This window comes from Sphingomonas sp. STIS6.2 (assembly GCF_000732685.2).
Lineage (GTDB): Bacteria > Pseudomonadota > Alphaproteobacteria > Sphingomonadales > Sphingomonadaceae > Sphingomonas > Sphingomonas aerolata.
In genome coordinates, this window is sequence record NZ_JPDP02000039.1 from 1 (window position 1) to 5612 (window position 5612).

A 5612-nucleotide genomic window follows, 5' to 3' on the forward strand; every position below is an offset into this window, starting at 1 on the left:
CGGGTATGGATACGCCTCGCCCATGGCATGCAAGCCGGATTGCCGGACACATCGATCGGCAATTTAGCTATCAGCCAGACTATGATGACTTTGACGATCTGCTTGACTAAGACGCCTTTTCAGCAAACTCCGGATTTCACCCATTAGCTTAGTCTCCGAGACCGCTTGACATAGGCAAGTTATCAGCTGAGCCTTCCGCATTTTAACAAAATCGAAGCATCTTCTTCTTTTAGCAATATCTTGCAGTTCCGCGCATGTTAAAAGATACATGGCTTTTTCTATTTGCAGCCCCCTGTTGATACGAGCGAGGCGAACCATTTTTAGCGGTAAAGTAGGGTGAGCCAGTAAAATACCCCACCATTCCGGCACAGATATAGTAGCTTTCTTTAGGTGGGCAGCAGTTGTGACGAGCGTTACTCGTTCAAACACAGCGCTATAACTTGCGACCTGCTGTGGCAGTCTTGCCAAGCTGTCACGATCGCTCTTGATCTCAAAGCCTGACAGCCGACCGTTAATCACCGCCACATCCGCCCGTGCGGATGGCCGCGGCACTGAAAATTCATGACACACTACGGTCGACTGATCGTGAGCAAACTGATCAACAAGCCATTCGCTCAGCCTGCCGCGGATGTCGGCATCGTTTAGCGCGGCAATGCTGCCCTCAGTTTTCGTCACGCTCCGCCGCTCCTTGTAGGCTCTATCAACGCGCGCGCATACGGCGTCTGCTTGGCGGCGCAAGCCCTGCCAAACAGACCGTCAGATCAAAGTGCATGCTGAATCAGGTCGAGGGTAAAGGCAAGCATCCGCGCGTTTTGACGGTTACGAGCATATAATTACTCCGCCGCCACCACCTTCTTCTCCAGCAACGGCGCCAGATACTTGCCCGTGAAGCTGCCCTTGGCCTTGGCGACCTTTTCCGGCGTGCCTTCGGCGACGATCTCGCCGCCCTTGACGCCGCCCTCCGGCCCCAGGTCGAGGACCCAGTCGGCGGTCTTGATGACGTCGAGATTATGCTCGATCACGACGACGGTGTTGCCCTGCTCGACGAGCGCGTGGAGCACTTCGAGGAGTTTGCGGACGTCCTCGAAATGCAGGCCGGTGGTGGGCTCGTCGAGGATATACAGCGTGTTGCCGGTCGCGCGGCGCGAGAGTTCCTTGGCGAGCTTGACGCGCTGCGCCTCGCCGCCCGAGAGCGTCGTCGCCTGCTGGCCGACCTTGACGTAGCCGAGGCCGACCTCGACCAGCATCGCCATCTTGTCGCGGATCGGGGGGACCGCCTTGAAGAACTCGGCGGCGTCCTCGACGGTCATGTCGAGCACGTCGGCGATGCTGTGGCCCTTGAACTTCACCTCGAGCGTCTCGCGATTGTAGCGCGCGCCGTGGCAAACGTCGCACTGCACATAGACGTCGGGGAGGAAGTGCATCTCGATCTTGAGCACGCCGTCGCCCTGGCACGCCTCGCAGCGGCCGCCCTTGACGTTGAAGCTGAACCGGCCGGGCTTGTAGCCGCGCGCCTGGGCTTCGGGCAGGCCGGCGAACCAGTCGCGGATCTGCGTGAAGCTGCCGGTATAGGTGGCGGGGTTGCTGCGGGGGGTGCGGCCGATCGGCGACTGGTCGATGTCGATGACCTTGTCGAGATATTGCAGGCCGGTGATCTTGTCGTGCTTGCCCTGGACGATACGCGCGCCGTTGAGCTCGCGCGCGGCGGCGGCGTAGAGCGTGTCGATCGTGAAGCTCGACTTGCCCGACCCCGAGACGCCGGTGACGCAGGTGAAGGTGCCGAGGGGGATGCTCGCGGTAACGCCCGTCAGGTTATTGGCGGTGGCGTTGTGGACGGTGAGCTTCTTGCCGTTGCCCTTGCGCCGCGTGGCGGGCACCGGCACTTCGCGCGTGCCGTTGAGATAGTCGGCGGTGATGCTGCCCTTCGACTTGAGGATCTGTTTCAGCGTGCCCTGCGCGACGACCTGGCCGCCGCGGACGCCTGCGCCCGGGCCCATGTCGATGATATAGTCGGCGGTGCGGATCGCATCCTCGTCATGCTCGACGACGAGCACGGTGTTGCCGAGATCGCGCAGACGGCGCAGCGTCTTGAGGAGCATGTCGTTGTCGCGCTGGTGCAGGCCGATGCTGGGCTCATCGAGGACGTAGAGCACGCCCGACAGCCCGCTGCCGATCTGCGACGCGAGGCGGATGCGCTGGCTCTCGCCGCCGCTTAGGGTGCCGCTGGTACGGTCGAGGTTGAGATAGTCGAGGCCGACATTGTTGAGGAAGCCGAGGCGTTCGACGATTTCCTTCAGGATGCGTTCGGCGATCGCGTTCTGCTGGTCGCCGAGATGCTGCGGCATGTCGGTGAAGAACTGGAGCGCGTCGACGACCGAGAGGTGGGTCGCGTAGCTGATATCCTTCATCGCGATCTTGACCGCGAGCGCCTCGGGTTTCAGGCGCGCGCCGGCGCAGACCTCGCACGGGGCGGCGGACTGGTATTTGTTCAGCTCCTCGCGCATCCACGCGCTCTCGGTCTGGAGCAGGCGGCGGTTGAGGTTGCCGATGACGCCCTCGAACGGCTTGGAGACGTCGTATTTCTTCTTGCCGTCGATGAAGGTGAGCGTGACGGGCTTGCCCTTCGAGCCGTGCAGGATGACGCGCTGCACCTCCTCGGGGAGCTCGCCCCAGGGGGTCTCGATGTCGAACTTGTATTCGCGCGCGAGGCTGCCGAGGACCTGCATGTAATAGGGCGAGGGCGGGTTGGATTTCGCCCAGGGGACGACCGCGCCCTTCTTGATGCTGAGCATGTGGTTGGGGACGACGAGGTCTTCGTCGAACAGCAGCTTCTCGCCGAGGCCGTCACAGGCCGGGCACGCGCCTTGGGGGGCGTTGAACGAGAAGAGACGCGGCTCGATCTCGGAGATGGTGAAGCCGCTGACCGGGCAGGCGAACTTCTCGCTGAAGACGATGCGGCCGTCGGGGGCGTTGCTGCCGAGGATCTCGGACTTGGGGGTGTGCGGCTCGACCGGGTCGGCGGGATCGACATAGGCGAGGCCCTCGGCGAGCTTCAGCGCGGTTTCGAAGCTCTCGGCCAGGCGCGTGGCGATCTCGCCGCCGACGACGAGGCGGTCGACGACGACCTCGATGTCGTGCTTGTACTTCTTGTCGAGCGCGGGGGCTTCGTCGATGTCGTGGATCGTGCCGTCGATGCGGACGCGGGTGAAGCCCGCCTTCTGCCACTCGGCGAGCTCCTTGCGATACTCGCCCTTGCGGCCGCGGACGACGGGGGCGAGCAAATAGAGGCGCGTGCCCTCGGGGAGCGCCATGACGCGGTCGACCATCTGGCTGACGGTCTGCGCGGCGATCGGCTCGCCGGTCGCGGGGGAATAGGGGATGCCGACGCGCGCCCAGAGCAGGCGCATGTAATCGTAGATCTCGGTGACGGTCGCGACGGTCGAGCGCGGGTTGCGCGAGGTCGTCTTCTGCTCGATCGAGATGGCGGGGCTGAGGCCCTCGATATGGTCGACATCGGGCTTCTGCATCAGTTCGAGGAACTGGCGGGCATAGGCGGACAGGCTCTCGACGTAGCGGCGCTGACCCTCGGCGTAGATGGTGTCGAACGCGAGGCTCGACTTGCCCGAGCCGGACAGCCCGGTGATCACCGTCAGCGTGTCGCGGGGGATGTCGATATCGACATCCTTGAGGTTGTGTTCACGCGCGCCGCGTACGGAAATCTTGGTCAGCATAGGAGATTCTGTTCCACATTTGTTCGGACGCGACAAGCCCGGGAGGGCGCCGGGCGGGTGCTCGCAAAGATGGGTAACGCCGAACCATTGTCCAAGGTGCCGACGATAGTTACATAGTGTATTGTTAGTACAATACAGTGCTGGAGACCGAGATGGGCAAGAAGAAGGAGCGTCGCGAACGCGAGGCGCGGGAGCGCGAGGCCGAGACGGGCGCGACGAAAGGCGAGGGTTTCGAGGCGCGTTGGTCCGCCAAGGCGGGCAAGCATGGCGGCGCGGCGCCGTTCGCGGGGATCGCGGCGGCGCTGACGCGGCAGATGGGCACGCCCGCGGGACGCCAGGTCATCGCGGCCGGGCTGATGATGGCCGCGACCGCGATCACGGCGAAGGATATGCGTGGGGCGACGCCGTCACCTGCACCGCCCGAGCCGCCGAAGCCGCCGAAGCCGCCAGAACCCTCGGCCGAGGCTTCGCCGGAGGCTCCGGGCGGGTCGACGGCGGGCAGCGGGCCGTTCGCGGGCGAGACGCCGGAACCGCCCAGGAGCGACGCCGCTGCGCTGCCGCCCGAATTCGCGAAGGTGATCGACTCGTTCGCATCGGGCCTGGAGCGGTTCGCGGCGAACTTCGCCAAGCCGCCAAAGGGCTGACCCGCTTGATCCTCCCCCGCAAGGGGGAGGATTCCAAGCTCAGCGCGGCGTCGCGGGCGTCGGCGGCACAGGGACCAGTTCGTAGAGATCGAGGATCGCGCCCTGCCCCGCGCGCGTCATCACGAGGCGCCAGCGCAGCGGGCCGACACGCTCGACGACGCCCGCGACGTCGCGCGCCGGGTTGGTGCCATAGGGCGGCGCGACCTGCGCGGGCGTGGTGCGGACGGTGCCGAGGAACACCTGCCGCCGGTCGCCGTCGGGGTGCAGCCAGCCACCGGGCAGCGTCGTGCCGGTCTGCTTGGTGAAGGACAGCCCGGCGCCGTTGCCGTCGACATAGCAGAAATCGGGCGCGAAGCTCGCATAGCCCGCGCGGCCGCCGAGCCGGACCAGCCGGCAGCGATAGGAGCCGGGCGACAGCGCGGGCAGGTCGAGCGCAGCGGCGGGATCGAGCAGCGCGCCCTCGGCCGCGATCCGGCCCGCCAGCCGTCTGGGCACGGCGGCGCGCGCGCGCGTCCAGCTGGCGTCGAGCGCCGCGAGCCGCGCGCGGTCGCCGGGCGTCGCGATCGTCGTCCAGTTTGGGGCGACCGGTGCGGGGTCCGCCGCCACGGCCGGGGCCTTGCCCGCGCTGCCGCCCCGGGGCTGCGTCGCACAGCCGGCGAGACAGGCCGTTCCTACCGCCAGGATCATCAACGCACGCAAAGGCAGGCTCCTTGCACGGCCGGTCGCGACGGTGGCGTCGCCGCGGCGTGGAGACGAGTGGCTATGCCGGGCTGGTAAACGGATTGCTAACAACTTCACTGATCTGGCTCAGTTTCGACCCGAGGTGAGGGATGGATGCGGTGAGGTGCGGGTGAGCGGTTGGTGGAGATTGGCAGGGTGCGAGGCAACCCCCTGCCTGTCGTCATTTCGGCCCGAACCGGGACTCAGGGCCGCGGGCGGGTGCGCCTGGGGCTCTGGGTCCCGACTTTCGCCGGGATGACGGATGGGGGCGGGGTGTTGCGGGGGCGGGAGCGCTGCAGGTGCGGCGTACTGAGTGTGCGGTGCACCGTGGATGCGGGCCGTTGCGGGTGCGGGAGCGATTTTGTGGGACCTCCCTTCCCGTCATCCCGGCGGACGCCGGGACCCATGGTCGCGGACCGGGTTATGGCAGCACGGGATCGCCGGGTCCGCCGTAACCATGGGTCCCGGCGTTCGCCGGGATGACGGATGGGGTTGAAGGTCGTTGTGGCTCGGGGGG

The 5612-nt window shown here is 65.9% G+C and carries 4 protein-coding genes; 1 reads left to right on the forward strand and 3 read right to left on the reverse strand.

Annotated elements, in window-relative coordinates:
* Positions 1-63 precede the first annotated feature (63 nt).
* Positions 64-675 (reverse strand): sce7726 family protein, encoded by a 612-nt coding sequence (locus sphst_RS20360; protein WP_159043532.1) that lies wholly within the window; start codon positions 673-675, stop codon positions 64-66.
* Between the two features lie 158 nt (positions 676-833).
* Positions 834-3731 carry an excinuclease ABC subunit UvrA gene (uvrA, locus tag sphst_RS05625; RefSeq protein WP_107045274.1) on the reverse strand — a complete coding sequence of 966 codons (2898 nt, stop codon included), beginning with the start codon at positions 3729-3731 and terminating at the stop codon, positions 834-836.
* Positions 3732-3883: 152 nt separating this feature from the next.
* On the opposite strand from uvrA, the gene sphst_RS05630 reads away from it, so the two are divergent.
* Positions 3884-4375: a hypothetical protein gene (locus tag sphst_RS05630; protein ID WP_159043533.1), complete on the forward strand. Its 492-nt coding sequence runs from the start codon at positions 3884-3886 to the stop codon at positions 4373-4375.
* Between the two features lie 39 nt (positions 4376-4414).
* Here the strand turns inward: sphst_RS05630 and sphst_RS05635 are convergent, their stop codons facing one another.
* Positions 4415-5074, reverse strand: a complete 660-nt coding sequence (locus sphst_RS05635; RefSeq protein WP_234387471.1) for a DUF4893 domain-containing protein — start codon at positions 5072-5074, stop codon at positions 4415-4417.
* Between the last annotated feature and the right edge of the window lie 538 nt (positions 5075-5612).